The sequence below is a fragment of the Paenibacillus sp. FSL R7-0331 genome (assembly GCF_000758645.1).
Classification (GTDB): domain Bacteria; phylum Bacillota; class Bacilli; order Paenibacillales; family Paenibacillaceae; genus Paenibacillus_AQ; species Paenibacillus_AQ camerounensis.
The window spans coordinates 1,331,593-1,350,681 of sequence record NZ_CP009284.1 but is presented as its reverse complement, the minus strand read 5'-3'; the positions used below and the strand labels follow the sequence as shown (position 1 = coordinate 1,350,681).

The 19,089-nt window shown below is 48.1% G+C and carries 15 protein-coding genes; 4 read left to right on the top strand and 11 right to left on the bottom strand.

What is annotated here, in order from left to right:
• Position 1: 1 nt before the first annotated feature.
• Both R70331_RS05800 and cysT read right to left on the bottom strand, forming a co-directional pair.
• Complete coding sequence (locus R70331_RS05800; RefSeq protein WP_042173645.1) at positions 2-799, bottom strand: sulfate ABC transporter permease subunit; 798 nt, start codon at positions 797-799, stop codon at positions 2-4.
• On the bottom strand, positions 796-1,611 hold the full coding sequence (gene cysT, locus R70331_RS05795; protein ID WP_042173643.1) for a sulfate ABC transporter permease subunit CysT: 816 nt from the start codon (positions 1,609-1,611) through the stop codon (positions 796-798). The genes R70331_RS05800 and cysT overlap by 4 nt, the downstream gene beginning before the upstream one ends.
• A 192-nt stretch (positions 1,612-1,803) precedes the next feature.
• On the opposite strand from cysT, the gene R70331_RS05790 reads away from it, so the two are divergent.
• Complete coding sequence (locus R70331_RS05790) at positions 1,804-2,205, top strand: secondary thiamine-phosphate synthase enzyme YjbQ (RefSeq protein ID WP_042173641.1); 402 nt, start codon at positions 1,804-1,806, stop codon at positions 2,203-2,205.
• A gap of 147 nt (positions 2,206-2,352) precedes the next feature.
• Here R70331_RS05790 and R70331_RS05785 read toward each other — a convergent pair whose 3' ends face one another.
• The 3 genes from R70331_RS05785 to R70331_RS05775 all read right to left on the bottom strand — a co-directional run bounded on the left by R70331_RS05785 (position 2,353) and on the right by R70331_RS05775 (position 5,052).
• Positions 2,353-2,934, bottom strand: coding sequence for a TetR/AcrR family transcriptional regulator (locus R70331_RS05785; RefSeq protein WP_042173639.1), 582 nt, complete (start codon positions 2,932-2,934; stop codon positions 2,353-2,355).
• A 3-nt stretch (positions 2,935-2,937) separates the two neighbouring features.
• Positions 2,938-3,570, bottom strand: coding sequence for a YigZ family protein (locus tag R70331_RS05780; RefSeq protein WP_042173638.1), 633 nt, complete (start codon positions 3,568-3,570; stop codon positions 2,938-2,940).
• A gap of 126 nt (positions 3,571-3,696) precedes the next feature.
• A complete protein-coding gene (locus tag R70331_RS05775; protein ID WP_042173636.1) occupies positions 3,697-5,052 on the bottom strand; it encodes a glucose-6-phosphate isomerase in 1,356 nt (451 codons plus the stop codon).
• Between the two features lie 297 nt (positions 5,053-5,349).
• On the opposite strand from R70331_RS05775, the gene R70331_RS05770 reads away from it, so the two are divergent.
• Positions 5,350-6,252 (top strand): NAD(P)-dependent oxidoreductase, encoded by a 903-nt coding sequence (locus tag R70331_RS05770; RefSeq protein ID WP_042173634.1) that lies wholly within the window; start codon positions 5,350-5,352, stop codon positions 6,250-6,252.
• 141 nt (positions 6,253-6,393) lie between these two features.
• On the opposite strand, the gene R70331_RS05765 is transcribed toward R70331_RS05770, so the two are convergent.
• Positions 6,394-7,914 (bottom strand): M14 family metallopeptidase, encoded by a 1,521-nt coding sequence (locus R70331_RS05765; protein ID WP_081947482.1) that lies wholly within the window; start codon positions 7,912-7,914, stop codon positions 6,394-6,396.
• 195 nt (positions 7,915-8,109) lie between these two features.
• On the opposite strand from R70331_RS05765, the gene R70331_RS05760 reads away from it, so the two are divergent.
• Positions 8,110-8,580: a GNAT family N-acetyltransferase gene (locus tag R70331_RS05760; protein WP_042173632.1), complete on the top strand. Its 471-nt coding sequence runs from the start codon at positions 8,110-8,112 to the stop codon at positions 8,578-8,580.
• On the opposite strand, the gene R70331_RS05755 is transcribed toward R70331_RS05760, so the two are convergent.
• The 3 genes from R70331_RS05755 to tkt all read right to left on the bottom strand — a co-directional run bounded on the left by R70331_RS05755 (position 8,573) and on the right by tkt (position 11,993).
• Positions 8,573-9,400, bottom strand: coding sequence for an alpha/beta fold hydrolase (locus tag R70331_RS05755; RefSeq protein WP_042173630.1), 828 nt, complete (start codon positions 9,398-9,400; stop codon positions 8,573-8,575). The two genes, R70331_RS05760 and R70331_RS05755, sit on opposite strands and share 8 nt — an antisense overlap.
• A gap of 194 nt (positions 9,401-9,594) precedes the next feature.
• Positions 9,595-9,912 carry a pyrimidine/purine nucleoside phosphorylase gene (gene ppnP, locus R70331_RS05750; protein ID WP_039870456.1) on the bottom strand — a complete coding sequence of 106 codons (318 nt, stop codon included), beginning with the start codon at positions 9,910-9,912 and terminating at the stop codon, positions 9,595-9,597.
• Positions 9,913-9,944: 32 nt separating this feature from the next.
• The gene (tkt, locus tag R70331_RS05745; protein ID WP_042173628.1) at positions 9,945-11,993 is read right to left on the bottom strand and encodes a transketolase; all 2,049 of its coding nucleotides are present in this window, start codon (positions 11,991-11,993) and stop codon (positions 9,945-9,947) included.
• 242 nt (positions 11,994-12,235) lie between these two features.
• Between tkt and R70331_RS05740 the strand changes: the two genes are divergently transcribed.
• On the top strand, positions 12,236-12,937 hold the full coding sequence (locus R70331_RS05740) for a hypothetical protein (protein WP_197071393.1): 702 nt from the start codon (positions 12,236-12,238) through the stop codon (positions 12,935-12,937).
• 50 nt (positions 12,938-12,987) lie between these two features.
• On the opposite strand, the gene R70331_RS31450 is transcribed toward R70331_RS05740, so the two are convergent.
• A complete protein-coding gene (locus R70331_RS31450) occupies positions 12,988-16,800 on the bottom strand; it encodes a glycoside hydrolase family 78 protein (RefSeq protein ID WP_156131082.1) in 3,813 nt (1,270 codons plus the stop codon).
• Complete coding sequence (locus tag R70331_RS05725; protein WP_042173623.1) at positions 16,794-19,088, bottom strand: hypothetical protein; 2,295 nt, start codon at positions 19,086-19,088, stop codon at positions 16,794-16,796. Before R70331_RS05725 ends, R70331_RS31450 begins: the two co-directional genes overlap by 7 nt.
• Between the last annotated feature and the right edge of the window lies 1 nt (position 19,089).

Here is a 19,089-nt window from a genome sequence, read left to right as displayed (position 1 = left end):
TCTAATGCACACCCTTTCGTCTCTTACTCCATTCCATCAGCAGCAGCAAGCCTGCGGAGAATGCGGCCAGCACCAGCGCCACACCGCCCGCAGCAGTTACATTAAAGTTCTCTACATCCTGGTAGACCAGCGTGGTTGCAGTCTGTGTTTTATTCATAATGTTACCCGAAACAACGAGTACGGCGCCGAATTCGCCCAGTGAGCGGGCAACCGTCAGAATCACACCATAGATAACCGCCCAGCGGATTGAAGGCCAGGTCACCTTCCAAAAGGTTGTCCAGCCGTACGCCCCGAGCGTCGAAGCAGCTTCTTCCTGCTGTGAACCGATCTCCTGCAGCACCGGCATCACCTCACGCACCATCAGCGGGAACGTTACAAACAGCGTGGCAATGACCATTCCGGGAAAAGCATAAACAATATTGACTCCGATTTGTTCAAAAAGCGCACCGAGCGCACTGTCCGGACCGAGCAGCAAAACGATCATCAGTCCGCCGATTACGGGTGATACAGCATACGGCAGATCGACAATGCTGTTCAGCAGCCCTTTCAGGCGTTTGCCCAGCCAGTTTGCCCGCACCAGATACAGGGCCAGCATAATGCCGAACAGGGTATTCAGCAGTGTAACCACCACAACCACGAACCCGGTCATCATCAGCGCGTGCAGTGCCTCCGGCCGCGACAGCGAGGCCCAGAATCCGCTGAAGCCATCACTGAAAGCCTCCGTCGCCATTTTACCCAGCGGAGCGGCAATCAGCAGGATAAATACAAGATAGGTAAGGGTAATCCATAGTTTTCTCATGATCTTCTCCCCCGCATCTGCAGCAGATTAATCAGCCAGAGGATCAGGAAGGACAAGGTCAGGAGAATGACCGATACCGCAGCGGCACCAACCGGATTATCACTTTCCACTTCACCGAAAATAAAGACTGAGGACACCAGCGTCCGTCCCGGAATATTGCCGGCAACCAGCACAACTGCTCCGAATTCAGCCAGCGCACGCGAGAAGGCCAGCATACCGCCGCTGATCATCCCCGGAGCCATTGAGGGAAGAATCACCTGCCGGAATACCCGGCTGCTCCTGGCGCCCATCGTATAAGCAGCTTCTTCCTCGGAAGGATCAAGCTCCTCCAGCAGCGGCTGTACTGCGCGGATGACAAACGGGAACGTTACAAAGATCATGGCAATCACAATAGCCGGCTGATGAAAAACAATCTCGAAGCCGAGTCTCTCCGCCAGTCTGCCAATCAGACTGCCCGGACCGAGCAGCAGCAGAATCATCAGACCACCGACCGCTGTCGGCAAGGCAAAGGGGAGATCGACCAGGCTGTTCAGCAGCGCTTTACCGGGGAAGCGGTATCGGATCAATACCCAGGCAATCATCGTGCCCAGCAGGACATTTATAACAGTAGCGATGACTGCCAGCTTCAGTGTCAGCAGGACCGATTTCCAGGCAATCGGGTCGCTTACAGCTTCGATAAAGGTGCTGAAGCCCAGCGAAAAGGAATTGTAATATACGCCGAGAATCGGCAAAACAATCAGCACGACAAAATACAGCAGAATCGTTGTGCGAAATCCCCAGGTCCAGCCCTTGTGTCTCAGCAGCGAATTCAAGTTAAGAGTCCCCCCACCTCCGGATATCCGGTCGGTATAGTAGCCATTACGCCCATAATTATTCCTATTAATATACTTGGTATTATAATTATCATTACTTTACCAAAGCCGCCTGTGTCCGTCAATTACTTTCGTTCAATTTGGGGTAAACTATAGTATATTTTATTTATATTACAGGGAGGGGATAGCATTATGTTACATACTATTGAGATTTCGACCAGCAAACGGGATGAGCTGCGTGATATTACGCGTGAAGTTATTTCCTGTGTAAAAAAGAGCGGGGTGCAAAATGGCATTGCTGTAGTCTATTGCCCGCATACCACTGCAGGAATTGCCATTAATGAAAATGCCGATCCGGATGTAAAGCATGACGTGCTGATGAGGCTGGATGAGGTGTACCCCTGGGAGCATCCGAAATACCGTCACGGCGAAGGCAATACAGCCTCCCATCTAAAATCAATAACCGCCGGTCCATCCCAGAGCATTATTATCCAAGAGGGTTCCCTGCTGCTCGGCCGCTGGCAGGGCATTTATTTCTGTGAGTTCGACGGGCCGAGGCACCGCCAATATTATGTGAAGATTATTGAAGGATAATAGGACCTGTCAATAAAGCTAATAAACACGGCTCCGCCAGTTCCGGCGGAGCCGCTTCTATGCAATCTATAGTTTCTATAACACTTTCACTATGCAAAGTTATACCAATGCACAGTTCTAAAGTGAGGAGGCCTAAAAATGTGGATACTAAAGACTCCGGCTGAGCACCTTAATATGAGTAAGGGCGGCCTGCTTAACATCATCAAAAGAAACCTTATCCTGAATATTATAAGAAATAAATCCGTGGGCAGATAAAAACAACGTCAGCGGGACACTTTGCCAATCCTCGGAAACATATCCCTCTTCCTTCATATGCCGGCGTACAATGCCTGCGAATAACTCAAAACATCGTCCCTGTTCTGCACGGCAATAAGCCAGAAGCTCTTCATCACGGATCATGAACATAATCTCATATTGATGCGGATGATCGAGTCCAAAACGGATAAATTCCATTACCAGCTGCTCCACCCGGGTCATACCGGGTTCAGGCGGATTATTCATTGCCTCATTAAGCAGGCCCGCTACGTGATTAAAGTCCTCAACCACAATAGCATAGAACAGCTCCGCTTTTTCTTTGAAATGATAATAGAGCGAGCCATGGCTGTATCCCAGATGCTGTCCGATGCTGCGCATAGAAATTGCACGGTATCCTTTGGTGATAAACAAATGCCTGGCTGCTTCCAGAATCCTCTCTCTCGACAACTCCCGCTCCACTGCTCTTCTTGCCATAATCTATTCCCCTTCGCTGAAGTAAAGCCGCCGCCCTTCTGTAACCAGCGCTTGCCCCTGGGTAAGATCCGTTATCCATGCTACAAAAGCGTCACCTTCATCATTCCGCGGCAGACACAGCAGCGTCACTGTATCCGTAAAGGAGGTTTCACCGGTCTTGGTGCCTTTAGCACGCAGCTCATTCTCAACTTTACCCAGCCACGTATAATCAATTTGCACAAAGACTTCACGCCTCAGCACCCGGGTAATGACTTCACCGGCCTCAAGCGCCAGCACAGCGCCGTCAGCATAAGCCCGGATAAGACCGCCTGCCCCCAGCATAATGCCTCCGAAATAACGGGTAACCACAATTGCGACATTTTTAACTTGTTGGTTGCGGATTACTTCCAAAATCGGTTTACCGGCCGTTCCACTCGGTTCCCCGTCATCTGACTGTCTTTGAATCTCATCTCTTTCGCCAATCATGTAAGCCGAGCAGTTATGTGTGGCATTGCGGTGCTGCTTCTTGATGTCTTCAATAAATTGCATAGCCTCTTCTTCATTGTCCACCGGCATTACATGCCCGATAAAACGCGACTTACGAATTACGACTTCCCGGGACCCGGGAGAACGTACCGTCCGATATTGTTCCAGCATCCTATTCCATTCCTTACCTAGTCTTGGGATAACTTAATATAGTTTAGGAGCAGCCCCGGTATGGATAACCTATGGACTGCTCCCAGTTACTTCTAATGTATGAATGTTCTGTGGTGTACGGTAATGCTATTCAGTAAGTCTGGCTTCCAGTTCAGCTTTTTCTTTCTCGTAGCCCGGTTTGCCCAGCAGCGCGAACATGTTCTTCTTGTATGCTTCCACGCCCGGCTGGTCAAACGGATTAACGCCAAGCAGGTATCCGCTGATACCGCAGGCTTTTTCAAAGAAGTAAACCAGATAACCGAAAGTATATGGAGTTTGATCCGGGATTGTCACGATCAGGTTCGGCACTTGTCCGTCTGTGTGCGCCAGCAGCGTTCCCTGGAAAGCCTTCTTGTTAACAAAGTCCACTGTTTCACCGGCAAGGAAGTTCAGCCCGTCAAGATCGTCAGCATCGCTTTCGAGTGTGATGTGGTGACGAACCTGCTCAACCTGGATAACTGTTTCGAAAATGTTACGGTTACCCTCCTGAATGAACTGACCCATGGAGTGAAGGTCGGTGGAGAAATCAACGGAAGAAGGATAGATTCCTTTGTAATCCTTGCCTTCGCTTTCTCCGTACAGCTGCTTCCACCATTCGGATACGAAGTGCAGGGACGGTTCGTAGTTAACAAGAATTTCTGTTGTTTTGCCTTTGCGGTACAGCGCGTTACGCACTGCAGCATATTGGTAGCTCTGGTTGGTTGCTACATCCGGATTGTTGAACTCATCCGCTGCGGCTGCGGCTCCCTGCATCATTTCTTCAATGTTGATGCCTGCTACAGCAATCGGCAGAAGTCCTACAGGTGTCAGTACGGAATAACGTCCGCCTACATCGTCAGGGATGATGAACGACTCATAGCCTTCTTCAGTAGCCAGCTTCTTGAGTGCGCCCTTCTCCTTGTCTGTAGTAGCGTAGATACGCTTGCGGGCTTCTTCCTTGCCGTATTTCTTCTCCAGCGCCGCGCGGAAAATGCGGAACGCGATTGCCGGTTCAGTAGTTGTCCCGGATTTGGAGATAACGTTAACGGAGAAGTCCTTGCCTTCCACCAGGTCAAGCAGGTGTGTGATATATGTAGAGCTAATGTTGTTGCCTGCGAAATACACTTCCGGAGTCTTGCGCTGTTCCTTAGTCAGGTTATTGTAGAAGGAATGTGTCAGTGCTTCAATTGCAGCACGTGCTCCCAGATAAGAACCGCCGATCCCGATAACAATCAGAACCTCGGAATCACTCTGGATCTTCTTGGCTGCTGCTTGAATACGCGCAAACTCTTCTTTGTCATATGCGGTCGGGAGATCAATCCAGCCCAGGAAATCGGAGCCGGCCCCAGTTTTGTTATGCAGCTGCTCATGGGCTAGTTTAATCGGAGCAGCAAAGTAGTCAACTTCATGCTGGTTAAGGAAAGACAGGGCTTTGCTGTAGTCAAAATTAATCTTCTTGGACATCGGTTATGGTAACCTCCTGTTTATCTCTTTAGATTTGACACGGTTTGTTACAACATTATAATCTAGGATACTTTAATTTGTCTTGACTGGCAAGGTCTTAGGGCACATCCCGGGCTTTTGGCACAAGTTTTCGAAAGTTACATGGAAGCGCTTGCTTGACATCCATAGCCCACTGTCCCGGTGGAACAACCCCAAGTACCGTGATAGAATGATTAAAACACAGCTGGAGAACCTGAACCGGCGGACAAGCCGCTTCTGCTCCGGCAGCGAACTTTAAAGAGTGAAGGCGGAGATGGAATGAAACAGATCGGCTTTATCGGACTCGGAACGATGGGCGCTCCCATGGCGGCAAACCTGCTGAAAGGCGGATACCAGGTTACGGTGTACAACCGTACGGCAGAGAAGTGCAAGCCTTTGGAGGATGCCGGTGCAGCTGTTGCAGCTACCCCGCAGGCGGCAGCGCAGGACAAGGATGTTATTATTACCATGATCAGTAATGATGATTCGATCCGGGAGGTTTATTACGGTGAAGACGGTATACTGGCGGTCCTGAAGCCGGGAGCCGTAATCATTGACTCCAGCACCATTTCCCCCGGACTGGTCAAAGAGGTCGCGGCGGCTGTAGAAGAACGCGGCGGTAGCTTCCTCGATGCGCCGGTAACCGGCAGCAAGCCTGCAGCGATCGAAGGCACGCTTGTGTTCATGGTCGGCGGCGACGCCAAGGTCATTGAAGCCGAGCGGGATCTCTTTGACACAATGGGCCGCCTGCTGCTGCATATGGGCGGAAACGGCAGCGGCGCTGTAGCCAAGCTGGCGCATAATTCTATGGTCGGCATTCATAATGTTGCCCTCGCTGAAGGCTTCTCCATTGCTGTGAAGAACGGTGTACCGGCAGATAAATTCCTGGAGCTTGTCCAGAACGGTTCCGCGGGCAGCAAGCAGGCCGAGCTGAAAGGGCGTAAAATTATCGAAGATGACTTCAGCAATCAGTTCTCGCTGGCTCTTATGCTTAAAGACCTGAAGCTTGCTTCCGCACTCAGCGACTCAACCGGGGTCCCTGCGCCTATGCTGGGACTGGCTAAGAGCATGTTCCAGGCCGGATATACCCAAGGCTACGGTGAAGAGGATCTGTCCGCTGTAGTGAAAACCTACGAAGCCTGGATCGGCCGCAAAATTGGGGCAGATAAGGCTCAGGAGTAGGCTGCGGTACAGGTACAACAGTCCGGTTCATTACCGGACCAGTATATATTCAATTGTAAAGAGGTGCTCCATTCAGCCGTAATTATGCGGTTGCGGAGCACCTTTTTTTGTCGTTAACTATCCTATAGTTGGCTTACAAGCCTATATTTCCGGGGAGCTTACAGGCTCGGGTACCATCTGCTCCGCTCCTTGCTGCTCAATTCCCGCTTCCGGTCCTTCTTCCTCCACCGGCCACTTCAGCTCTGCCTTCCGCCCATCAATCCACCAGCTTCCGCCGGGAGTCAGTGCCAGCAGCCAGTTCCCCCATCTGCCTGATACCTGAACGGTCTGCGGCTCCAGGAATGTCACTTTAGGAGCATATCCATCGGGATATTTATATGCCGGGACACTTACCTTTAGCTCCGCAGTTGCTGCAATCTCCTCCACTACCACAAGCTTTCCGGGAGAAGACTGCATCCAGCCAGTGCCTTCTGCCGCCTGTACCTGGTACCAGTCACCCTTTTTGGCGATTACATGCAGTCTTTGCGGCTGTATACTGACACCTCCGGACAACGTCCCTATTTGGGGATAGAGTCCGGTTTCGGCAAGTACGTCCATGGACTGCTGCAGATACTGGACCTTCTGCTTATTCAGCCATAAGGAATGGGACTGCAGCGCAGAATAAAGTCCCACCGCCTTGTTATCATTCCAGACGCGTTCAAACTGGCTTAGAGGCACATTCCTCTCTCCGGCATACGGGGCAATCTCAATTGTTAAGCCCGGACGGCCAAACTCCTGGATGAACCAGTCCTTATAGCCTCCGCCGGAAGGGTTCTTCTCAGGAGATACCAGAGAGTATCCGGTCATACGGCTAAGTGTCCGGGCTATTGCCTGATCCCGGGCTACATTGCTGCTGAGGGTATTAAAATGCCAGAAAATAATTTCTCCGGAGCTATGGTAGGAAATCGTCATCTCCGGATCGATCCGGTATGTAAAATCCATCATCAGCCGGACTTCCGGCGCCTGTGCGGGCCGCTGGCCTTTATAATTCTGATACCACGGGTATGAGCCTGCATTCTTAATCGTACTCCAGTTGGCCGGATACTGGCGGTTAAGGTCGATACCCTGCATGTTGGCCTTCCAGCGGGTGAAGTTAATACTATTACCGTTGTAGCGCCGCAGTGTCTGAGCCAGCTCTGCTGTAAGGCCTGCCGTACCCTGCTGGGACAACACCACACCGTCGGGATTCACCATCGGGACCATCCAGATGCTCACTTCATCCAAAAGCCGGCGTACGTTGTAATCTCCAATGGTTGTATTGTTAACATAGGCTTGGGCGTATGTATCAATCATTTTCATTAATACGGTAGTTGTCATCCACTCTCTGGCATGATGGGAGCCGTTCAGGGACAGCACTGCTTCCCCTCTGCCCAGCTTTACAGCCCATAATTGCCGTCCATAGGGGCTTTGCCCCAATGTCTCCATAGATACCAGATCCGGATAGGCCTTCACCAACCGTTCAATATCTCTCTGCATAATCGTATAGGAATATACCTGGTTGGAATTCACAATATTAGCCGATGCCTCTACCGGTGTCATTGTCAATATCAAGGCAAGCAGCATACAACTCCAAAAGCCCAGTAGTACCTTATGCAACCGCCTGTACATCCATGATTGTTTCATTCTCACGCCTCCCACTATTCTATCTACTCTAGCAGCTAGTGGAAGTATATGAGAATGTTGCTAACCCGTCAATATCTAGCAGGAATTCTGTATTCGGCTCATAATATAGCTGTTGGGAGCAGGTATCCTGCACAGTATGCAAGAATGTATTAACATTAAAAAATCCATAATATCCCAAGGGGGCGGGCTATAAAGATGTTTACTATATCTTTCGCTGATCCGCAAGATGCTGCCAGGCTGGCCGATGTCCAAAAACGGACTTTTGATGCCGATGCCAGGCTCTACCAGAATAAAGAGGAAGACGGCCCTCCCGGCTACGCCTCTGCAGAGTGGCAGGCTGAGCAGATGATGAACGCACATTACTACAAGCTTGCTACAGAAGACTGCATCATAGGAGGCATGATTGTGTTCCCGTCCCCCGCCGCTACAGAATGTCACCTGGGCCGTATTTTCATTGATCCGCAGTATCAGAATCACGGCTACGGGCAAGAATCATTCCGTTTCCTGTTTCAGACCTATCCCGTTGCCCGTAAATGGACGCTGGATACCCCTTCATGGGCGCTCAGAAACCACTACTTCTACGAGAAGCTCGGCTTCGTACGTACGGGAAAAATGACAGATGAGGTAAACGGCGAAGTTATAATCGGGTATGAGCGGGTCAAATAAGCTTACTGTTGCCGGCCCTGCTCAGCCACTCCTTTACCATAGCTCCTAAAAGCCCCTCCTGCTCCATATGCAGGTTATGTCCTGCATGATCCAGTACAGCAAAGGCAGCATGCGGATACAACTCCAGCAGCTTCCATGCATCCCTATAGCCGGTCATGGAGTCCTGCCTTCCCGTCAGGATTAGGCTCGGTTTGAGAAAGGGATCTATCCGGTCAGCATCAAAGCTGAAGGGATACTTGCCTGCTGCCTTGATCCGCTCCATAAACCCGTTATCAGCCAGCTGCAAAGCACTTACAATCTCACGGTTATAACGTTCCCAGGCTGCTCTGGTCTGCACTACAGCAATAGATGTGAATTCGTCCCGTTCTGCTTGACTCAATTCCTCAAGCAGTTCCTTGTCACAGATTGCAGCCTGATGCTGCGGCAGCTCTCTGTCGCGCATCTCTGCAATAACACAAGGACATAAAAGAAAAAGCCCCTCAATTGAGTCGGCGTAATTTCTGAGCAGGCCTCTTGCAAGATATCCTCCGTACGACTGGCCGACCAGCAGAAAACGTTCACCGGGAATCAGCTCCTCAATCATCATCTCCACCGCACGCAGCATATCGTCTGAAGATTGTATCCAGTCAGCAGCCGGAGTCAGCCCCATCCCAGGTAAATCCACATATATCCGCCGGTACTGCTGTTCTGGAGTGAATAAAGGCTCCAGGCAGCCCATCATCATACGGTGGTCCGGCCCGTTTCCATGCAGGATTAGAATAGGCTGCCCCTCTCCTGCTTCCTCATAGTTAAACGTTATGTAGTCATTTGAATACAGCAAAGCATCAGCCCCCTTTACTTAATAGCATTCTGTAGAACAAAAAAGTTATCCTTCCACAAACAAGAACATAAGTTCCTATTAAGGATACCAAATTCCATTATTTTGGACAAGTCTTATTTTAACTCTTCCCTTGCCCGGATATAAAGAAGAAGCCCTGCAATTAAGCAGAGCTTCTCTCCATAGACCAAATGAATTTAAAGATTCGGGTAAGAACAGCAATAATCAGTTAAAGCGAATACTTCCAGCGCAAACTTGGAGTTGCCGGGAACGTGGAACGTTTCGGCTCCCTTAATTTCTTTCCAGACGTCAGTACCTGGAAGCAGTACCTTCAGATCGCCGGATAGAATCTCCATCGTTTCCGGGCCTTCTGTGCCAAACTCATACACACCCGGCAGCATGATGCCAAGCGTTACCTTAGTGCCGTTCTCCAAAATCACGGTACGGCTGGTAACTTTTCCATCGTAATAAATATTGGCTGCTTTTTGAACTGTTGCGTTGGTAAACTGGCTCATGCTTATTCTCCCCTTTATATTTATTCCGTCTATTATAGCAGGGCTTTAACGCGGCTGACTACATTTTCTACTGTAAAGCCGTATTCTTTCATCACGATATCGCCAGGTGCGGAAGCACCGAAGGTAGTGATACCGAGAATATCGCCCTGATCGCCTGTGTAACGCTCCCAGCCGAAGGTCTGTGCCATTTCGACTGCAAGACGGGCTTTAACTTCAGGAAGGATAACGGAATCACGGTAAGCCTTATCCTGCTTCTCGAACAGATCCCAGCTCGGCAAGCTGATAACGCGTACGTCAATACCTTCTTCAGCCAGTACTGCCTGCGCTTTTACAGCCAGCTGCACTTCGGAGCCGGTAGCAATAATCTGTGCCTGCGGAGTACCGTTCTTGGCGTCGGAAACAACGTATCCGCCGCGTTTGATGTTCTCGCGTACGCCATCTACTGTTCCTGGAAGGATCGGCAGGTTCTGGCGGGTAAGCACCAGTGCCACTGGGTTAGCCGTATTTTCAAGTGCATAAGCCCAAGCTGCGGAGGTTTCGTTGGCATCAGCCGGACGAATGACAGTCAGACCCGGGATAATACGCAGGGAAGCCAATTGCTCAATTGGTTCATGAGTAGGGCCGTCTTCACCGACAGCGATACTGTCATGAGTCAGAACATAAGTTACCGGCAGCTTCATAATCGAAGCCAGGCGGACAGCCGGACGCAGGTAGTCGGTAAATACGAAGAACGTTCCGCCGAATACTTTGAGACCGCTGTGCAGGGCAATCCCGTTCATTGCTGCAGCCATACCGAATTCACGGACACCGAAATAGATGTTACGGCCGTCATAGGCTTCGGAAGTGAACTGGGTCAAGCCTTTCAGGTGGGTCATTGTGGAGCTTTCAAGGTCAGCAGATCCGCCTACCAGCTGCGGAACTCCGGCTGCCAGTGCGTTCAGTGCATTACCGGATGCTACGCGGGTTGATACGGCTTTGTCTTCTGCTGTGAAGAACGGAAGCTGTGCATCCCAGCCTTCTGGAAGCCCGCCGCTGATAGCAGTTTCAAGCTGTGCTGCCAGCTCCGGATAAGCTTTTTTGTAGGCTGTGAATTTCTCGTCCCATGCTTTGTTCGCGGCAATACCGTTTTCCTTCACTTCAGCAAAACGGGCACGAACTTCATCCGGAACATAGAAGTCTTCTTCATATACCCATTTGTAGAAGTCTTTAGTCAGCTTCGCTTCTTCAGCACCCAGCGGAGAGCCGTGAGTACCGCCGTGTCCGCCTTTACCCTGTTTGTTCGGGCTGCCGTAGCCGATAACAGTCTTAACTTCGATCAGGGTCGGTTTGCTTGTATCAGCTTGTGCATCTGCAATAGCCTGTTGCAGTGCAGGAAGATCATTACCGTCCTCAACACGCAGAACCTGCCAGCCGTAAGCTTCAAAGCGCTGTGCAACATTCTCGGAGAATGCCAGATTCAGCTTACCGTCGAGCGAGATATCATTGGAATCGTACATTACAATCAGCTTACCCAGCTTAAGATGTCCGGCCAGGGAGGCAGACTCGGAAGAGATCCCTTCCATCAGGTCACCGTCGCCGCAGATTGCATACGTATAGTGGTCAATTACGTTATGGTTATCTTTATTATAAGTAGCACCCAGCTGAGCTTCAGCCATAGCCATACCTACAGCCATACCGATACCTTGTCCAAGCGGACCAGTGGTAGCATCAACACCGGCAGTGTGGCCGACCTCAGGATGGCCTGGGGTCAGACTGCCCCACTGGCGGAACTGCTTCAATTCTTCCATCGGCAGGTCGTAACCGCTCAGGTGCAGCAGGCTGTACAGCAGCATGGAGCCGTGTCCGGCAGATAATACAAAGCGGTCACGGTTAACCCAGGTCGGGTGATCCGGATTATGATTCATTGTTTTGGCGAACAGCTGGTAACCCATCGGTGCGGAACCCATCGGCATACCCGGGTGACCGGAATTGGCTTTTTCAATAGCGTCAATAGCCAGTGTACGGATCGTAGTAATCGCCAGGTTGTCCACCGTCGAATTTTCTTCCTTATGGATCGCTTGCTCTTTTGCCTGCTCAGTCATTAAAATAATCCTCCTCTAAATCAAGAATGTCATTTTGACTATTATTGTATCACTAATGTGGAAGCATTATCAATTGTTTTTGTACACGCACGGTTTGAACAGCTTATTTTTTACCAGACAAAATCAGCTTTATACATCAGGCCCCCGCGCGGTATACTGGTCCAAAGACCAGGTACTTAGCCTTTAGTCCAGTTTCAGGTTAAGACTAAAGTTTGTTTCCCGCAGCTGGATTATGCAGTAAGATGAAGTTACCTAACGAGGAATTTTACCGGATTATCCATATTTTCCAGCAGAAAGGAATCCTGAGCATGGATGCACGCAAAAATATCTATATTGTTTTAACCGGAACCGGCACTGCTTTTAGCGGCTTGATTAAATGGTTCACCAAGGCAGAGCTGAATCATGCTTCGATTGCCTTTGACAGCGGACTGCAGGAGGTGTACAGCTTTGGGCGGAAAAAAGTGCACAACCCGTTCGTTGCGGGACTGATCCGCGAGAACTTTGAGCATCCTTTTTACAGTATGGCTGATTGCGCCATTTATGAAATGAATGTCAGTGACGGGGAATACGAAACGATGTATAAGCATGTCCAGGGCATGATGGAAAATCAGGGACGCTACAAATATCATCTGCTGGGCCTGATCGGTGTACTGCTGAATGTGAGGTTTGACCGGGAAGACGCTTACTTCTGCTCCCATTTTGTCGCTTCCGTCTGCGAAGAGGCTGCATGCCGGCCGGTTGCCAAGCCTTCCTGCTTCGTTACACCGGAGGATTTCGCAGAATCACTCTGTGCCGATAAAGTATACAGCGGCAAGCTGGCCTACTATATGCATCTCACACATGGCAATACCTACATAAGCTCACCCAAGGTTCCGGCTGCTGCTGCCTCCTTAAGTACACGCAGACTCCTGCTGACAGAAGAAAGGGCCGAGGGAATCGTCTAGCGATCAGCCCTCCGCCCGTTAAAATATGGTTTGTACCTTGTATGAAGTCTTTATTTAATCCGGTGGCTCTGAAAATAATCCTGCCAATTCCCCTGGATGGTCACCGTAACGGTGTCCATTTTAGTGCTGAACGCATTTTTTGCAGTAAAAGTAAAAGTGACCGGCCCGTCTGGCAGCCTTTCAAATGAAGAATTATACAGCTCTCCGTTCCATACCGTTCTGCTGCTGTCAGAGGGAGTAAGCAATATATGATACCCTCCCGTCATCGAAACCTCCACTGAATCAGGCATCCCCGTTGTATCTGCACGAAGCACAAAGCTCTCCCCTGCCCAAAACACACTATAGCCCCGCGGACTCTCTGCTGTTCCGCTTTTTTTCATATTATAGGTCTGACGGTTAGTATTCCATTCCGCCGTATGGCGCACCCCGCCCTGAACAGTCAGCAGGTTAACCATAAAATACTTGCGGGGAGATATTCCGCTCCAGCTAAATCCGTCATAGACTTCAACCTCAACAGCGTATTTCTGGTTCTCCGTCAGCACAGCGGCAGGAACCTTCCACTCTTGTACGGATGAAGCCTGTTCCCCTGACTGTGCTGTCACAGCACCGGTAGTCAGATTAATGACCCTTACTTTATAGCGCTGCTGTTCATCGCCGTCCTCATCCTGATAACCCCATTTTATTACAGGCGTCAGCGTGTTGGTTACCGTCGGAACGGTCTGGCTGCTGCTGGCGGGATACGTTATGTTGGCAACAGGAATGCGGTTTGCGACCGTAATAGTCTGCATCAACTCCCGTGAAAGCCCCAGCGAATCCGTCACAACCTGCCGCAGAATGAAGGTGCCGTTAGTGCTGAATTGCTTAGTAAAAGTGCTCTGCGAGCCAGCCAGCCCTTCTGATCCGCCGAATGGCTTAAGGTAATAGCTGTAGCTGATGCTGTCACCGCTTGGGATATCCGGATCTGACGCTGTACCTTGAATAGTCAGCTTATCCGTTCGATATATCGGTACTACAGCGGCATTGCGGCCGGTATCTGTCATGAGCGTAAACCCTGGCTGCGGAGGGTTGTCGATGATAAACGTTTTTTCATTGGAAGGCTCGGACCAGGAAAGCTTAGAATAGGCACGCCCGTAAACCGTAAAGTATTCAAACCGTTCAAATGTTAGGTTAGGAACCTGATATTGCCGTACCCATCCAGTCAGATCCGAATTCTCTACACTTTTAGCTAGTATGCTGTCCTTTGTAAAAAATTCTAAGCGATACTTCTCCTGGGCATCATTTTCCGGATCAGAGTATGTCCACTCTATTAAGGGATCTCCTTGAAGCTCAGCATCAAGTATAGTTGGATTGGCTACTGTTCCAGCGGGCCGGTTCAATATCATTGTTGGCGCCAGATTAGGGAATACATTAATATCTAATGAAGCAATATTTGATTTAATTCCAATCTGATCAATAGCCCAGTGTTCCAAGCGGTAAGTGCCTGTCTCCGAAAAAATCATTGTAATATTGGGTGTAGTATAGCTTTTAATTTGCCCGCTGCTGTCTGTTACTTGCCAAAAATATCGTAAGGTACCTTGATCCGCCGTATCTGCATCGAGATCAGCAGAAAAATATTGGATCGTATCGAACTGGTTTGCAGTATCCGGCCCCTGAATAGCTGCTGCAGGCGCATGATTTAAGACCCTAAATGAGCGTGCTGCCGTTGAACTAAGTGAACCATCTGTGGCCGTTAGATGTAACTCCCATAAGTTATCTACAACCTGTTTAGGTGTAAATCCGTATAGATTAATCAAATTTTGTACAGTTAACTTTTGGCTACTGCTGTTACCAACGAAGTAATTTGCCCCTCTATACTTCGCATTCCAGGTAAACATTACATTATCCCCGTCTTCATCCGGATTCGGAGTTAGATTTTCAATTGCAACAGCATCATCCCGGTATATTTCCGCAGGCATAATGAAATTGGCCACTGGCGGATGATTCATTACTTTCACGGTTTGGCTATAAGCACCAGACCAAAGTCCGCGGTTATCACGTACCTTTAAGGTAAGTACATAACTGCCGACACCATACGATGCTATATTAGGAGGTGTACTTGCTCCTCCTGTATAGGACCATACGGTTTGCCAGCCATCTTTTACTACGGACCATTGATACGTGTCCAGCGGATCGTTATCCGGATCGTATGACTTATCAATAATTGTAGTTGCTTTACGATAAGATACGATGCTTGGCTCAACCGTAAACAATGCGACCGGTGGAAGATTTCCTGCAGCCGCTCCTACTGTTTGAGTGCACCAATCGCTCCAAACACCAATAGAATTCTCCCCATCGACATCCCGTACTCTGAGCCGGATCGTGTACAAATCTGTAGTAGATAAGATCCCGGAGGGTACGCCATCAGTCCATATTTCTTCTTCCCCTTTTTTGTACTGCCACTGCCAAGCAGTTAATCCTTTATCTGGCCTGTTTATGTGGTCCAGATCGTATGAACTGTCTGCCAGCTGCAATGCTCCATTAACCAATTTTGCCGAAAATAAGGCAACAGGCTTTCGGTGGACCTGAAAGGATAACTGGGTAAAGTTATCCTTTCCCCACATTCGATATTCATCGAAACGAGCATCTGTTTTAGGGTTATCACGGGGCTGATAGGTTGCAATGTAAAGGCCGGTTAGCGAAAAGGATTCATAAGGCGATCCCCGCCATGTTTCCTGGTCCGATAAGAGGCCCATGCTATTGTCAAAATAGTTAGGGTTATGCTGATACTTATATCGTTCCGCCAGTTTGGGATCCCCTTCATAATCTGTATACGATGTACTGTTAGTAATAGGTGTATTAATCAGAACGAACATGCTTCGCTTTAGCCTCTGCCTCACCTTAAATGTCATCGAAGCAGAGGCAGAAGCGTTTGATGGATCAACAGCCTTCACTGTTAGCGTATAATCTCCGGGAGGGATGGCATCCGTTATTGAATCTATTGGAATCAAAAACCTTTTGGTTGATCCGGCTTGTGGCACTGTTATTTTTTTATAAAGGACATTTGGAACCTCAGCCGTCAAAGTAACGTCGTTGTTATCCGCATCCTGTACATACCCTTCTATATTGAGAGAGCTTAATCCAGCATCGTTTAAGAGTGTTTGGCCACTCGGTGTAGTAATGGAAAGCGTCGGTGCGGTGTTTTTTTTCAGCGGAATATCAAATTCGGTTCTCGTCCAATGTGATCCAATTGACCTTCCGCCTTCCCAGGATGGATAAGAAACTGAATCACTAATAGTGTACATAAAATGAAGGTTAGTTGGTTCCTCTGTTAATATCATATCTTGACCGGTATATAATTGTATGCCTTCAAGAAAATCACCGGATTTTTTAAGATGCATGTAAGCTCGGACAGTCTCATTATAGACCCAAGGCGCACCATAGTAATGGTAATTATAAAAAAAACGCTCGCCCCAGGCATAATGTGGGTCTGATGGAGTTGTAACGAAAATTTCCAATCCAGTAGTGAAGTTCCACTGATAGTTAGCTTCCCAAGTACCAACACCTTCAACTCTGTATAAGTCAGCATTATAATTAAAGTTTTCAATATCATATGTCATCTTATATGTTCTTTTGTTGTAAATAATATTGGTGATTTTTAATTCAGACCATTGATATGTTAGCGTATTCTGCGTCGAAGTTGAGTCATATGTTCCTTCTATATAGTAAGAATCATTTGTTACTCCCCAAGCTGGTACAGTAATATCAGCGTATGTGATAATGTCAGTATCCAGTGCTGCAACTTCAGCTTTCCCCGGTACAAACTCTGGAAAAGCTGAAAAAAGAATCAGCAGACTTAGGAATAGAGGAAGAATACGTTTTACCATGCCCAATTCCCCTCCGGTGCCAGATTAAGAACTTCTACCGTCTTTTGGTCAAGATCTTGACCGCTTGTGTCTGCTGAACGACGATCCGCAGCAGTAACAAATGTGTCTATTGTAGGTTGGCCAAATGTTTCATACGCAAAATGACGGATCTCATATTTTCCTACTTCAGATAACACCAGATTCAATCTATGCGCATTTGCATCACTGAAAATCACCCAATTTTCATCGGTAAAGCTGCCGTCATTATCAGAATCGTACCGGTATTCCCAAGTCCGACGAGTTATGTAATCTCCATCCGGCGAATAGGATAAATCGTCTATGCTGACAACTGCTTTATTTCCGTTGGCAGGGTCACGGTAAACGCGCCCTGGCATGGATATGTACATCACCGGGGGATTATCCGGTACAATTTCAAAGGTCTCTTCGGTTGTCGCACTATAACCTAATCTGTTCTCAACATAGATAGTAGCCTTATAGAGTCCAGGTTCTTTGAAAAGAACTTCCTTGTATGTAGTGGCTAACAAAGAACCGCTGTATTTAATTCCAGCATCTGTCCCCCCATAGCCCGGAACAGCACTTATGGTAATCTTGCTTTTGTTATAATCCAGCGGATAATGTTTAGGGCTTGTGCTGCGGTCCTGAATGATAACCTTTCGGTTTTGCTTCAAGGTTCCTCCGATTTCAAGCTTTGCCTCTGGGATCGGTTCGATAACATAAACAAAGGTTCCCGCACTGTCCGTTAACATATCCTTATCCGATACCGTCAGCTTTACAGTGTTCTGCCCTAGCTTTGTATTGGGGTACCATAACGTAGCTTGCGCTCCAGTCGGTGAATATCCCTCAAAGGTTGCACCCACCGAATCAAAGTAGTAGCCCACAATATCTCCATCCGGATCATATGAGCCCGAGCCGTTGGCTTGAAATTCCTCTCCAGCCTTCACAAGAGGTGGTGCAAAAATACGGGCTACCGGAGGTTTTCCTTTGGTTGACGGAGGGACAGAATCAATTTCAATGCTTGGATTCTCTTTATATACTTCTATAGTAGCGCCTAATTTAGCTGTCAAATCGGTAATAGTCCCTGTTTTCGTCACAATCGGCTTGGAAAATCGCACTGTCACCGTGAGATCATATTCTTGCTGAAACGGGTCAGGACCCCCTGCAATCTCAGCTGCAGAAATGGTGAACAAGAAGGGCTTGCTTGTACTTTTTAGTATTTTTGTATAATCCTTTTGAGTAGAAAAAGTGCTACTGTTTTTCTTCTTGGCATAAAATACCCACTCAGAGATATTCGATGTATCCGTGTAATTCGCTAATTCCCCCGTTATAGCGAGCTGCACATCAACATTCGCATTCACAAACTTGTAAGGATTAGGTTTAGGCTTCAGAACTGTAACATAACCGCTGATTGAAGGCCCATCCGGCAAGGCGTACTCAAAGGTGACATTGCCTGCGTAGCTGTAGGTTGTTAGTTTGGCGGTGGCGGTAAAATTATAGAGTAAAGTCACATAGTATAAGCGTCCTTCGACCCATCCACCTTTATCGAAATGCTCTGGCACCTGCTCAGGAGTAGAGCGTTTAGATGGAACACTATATCCCACTATAAACTGACCATTTTTCACATCTACAGTTGCTGTATCTTCCAAAAACCCGTTTGTTTTAAGTTTAATACTGGACTGCACAATGCTGCTGTAAGGAACAATAGTTGTTAAATCTTCGGTAAACCATTTGGCTGTACTTGGATCTGCTGGCTTAGATTTTGTTGTTACTGGTCTAACTGGCGGTTTACCTGATGGAGTAACGTTGTCGTCTGCTTTAACATCAAAGGTTACGTTGATATCTCGATCAGAATTATAACTATTTATCTGCCAACGTCTTCCATCCGAATAGCGCCAAATTGAGTTTCCCGGTACAGATGTAAAATTATCAATTTTTTCATTGCCCTTCTCATCTTTTATAACATCTTTACCTACTACATTATATGTTCTATCTTGGGAATTCCCTTTTAATATTATCTTTACTTTTCCATTCTCCACCGAGATTGAACCTATTAAATCATTATTACCGTTATATTTAAGAGTATTGATTTTAATTGCAGTGGAATTGACGCCATTAGGTAAATCAAGAAAATATGTTTTGGCGCTATTATCAGAGCCTGTTAGTCCTGTCTTTGTTGGAATAGCAACTGATGTAGTTTTAGTATCAGCAGCACTAGCCTTATAATTCCAAGGAAAAACTATACCGACACTTAACACAATTGAGACGATTACATATATTAATTTACATTTCATG

Coding starts and splice junctions, on each gene's coding strand:
- R70331_RS05725 (WP_042173623.1), bottom strand. CDS start 19,088: ATGAAATGTAAATTAATATATGTAATCGTCTCAATTGTGTTAAGTGTC.
- R70331_RS05740 (WP_197071393.1), top strand. CDS start 12,236: ATGAAGTTACCTAACGAGGAATTTTACCGGATTATCCATATTTTCCAG.
- R70331_RS05775 (WP_042173636.1), bottom strand. CDS start 5,052: ATGTCCAAGAAGATTAATTTTGACTACAGCAAAGCCCTGTCTTTCCTT.
- R70331_RS05800 (WP_042173645.1), bottom strand. CDS start 799: ATGAGAAAACTATGGATTACCCTTACCTATCTTGTATTTATCCTGCTG.
- R70331_RS31450 (WP_156131082.1), bottom strand. CDS start 16,800: ATGGTAAAACGTATTCTTCCTCTATTCCTAAGTCTGCTGATTCTTTTT.
- R70331_RS05780 (WP_042173638.1), bottom strand. CDS start 3,570: ATGCTGGAACAATATCGGACGGTACGTTCTCCCGGGTCCCGGGAAGTC.
- R70331_RS05790 (WP_042173641.1), top strand. CDS start 1,804: ATGTTACATACTATTGAGATTTCGACCAGCAAACGGGATGAGCTGCGT.
- tkt (WP_042173628.1), bottom strand. CDS start 11,993: ATGACTGAGCAGGCAAAAGAGCAAGCGATCCATAAGGAAGAAAATTCG.
- R70331_RS05765 (WP_081947482.1), bottom strand. CDS start 7,914: ATGAAACAATCATGGATGTACAGGCGGTTGCATAAGGTACTACTGGGC.
- R70331_RS05785 (WP_042173639.1), bottom strand. CDS start 2,934: ATGGCAAGAAGAGCAGTGGAGCGGGAGTTGTCGAGAGAGAGGATTCTG.
- R70331_RS05760 (WP_042173632.1), top strand. CDS start 8,110: ATGTTTACTATATCTTTCGCTGATCCGCAAGATGCTGCCAGGCTGGCC.
- R70331_RS05770 (WP_042173634.1), top strand. CDS start 5,350: ATGAAACAGATCGGCTTTATCGGACTCGGAACGATGGGCGCTCCCATG.
- ppnP (WP_039870456.1), bottom strand. CDS start 9,912: ATGAGCCAGTTTACCAACGCAACAGTTCAAAAAGCAGCCAATATTTAT.